General features: G+C 66.7%; 1 pseudogene. It reads left to right on the forward strand.

From position 1 onward, the window contains the following. Positions 1 to 68 precede the first annotated feature (68 nt). Positions 69 to 249: pseudogene (locus GA707_RS21500) on the forward strand (polysaccharide deacetylase); the annotation flags it as partial.

Here is a 249-nt window from a genome sequence, read left to right on the forward strand (position 1 = left end):
CGGTAGGCACCAGCGACGCCGATGCTGCGACAACAGAGGCGACGCCTGCGGCGCCACCCGCAGCCGCCATGCCGTCCCGGCAGGACATTGTGGACAGGTTCGCCGGGCGCGTACCGTCGACCTTCGGGCTGGAAGTGCCCGGTGTCGCGCTGCGCCACCCTGGAGAGGGTGTGGCGCTGACTTTCGACCTGTGTGGGGGACCACAGGGAGAGAAGTTCGATCATGATCTATGGAAGTTGCTGCAGGAGC

Source organism: Nostocoides sp. F2B08 (assembly GCF_009184895.1).
Lineage (GTDB): Bacteria > Actinomycetota > Actinomycetes > Actinomycetales > Dermatophilaceae > F2B08.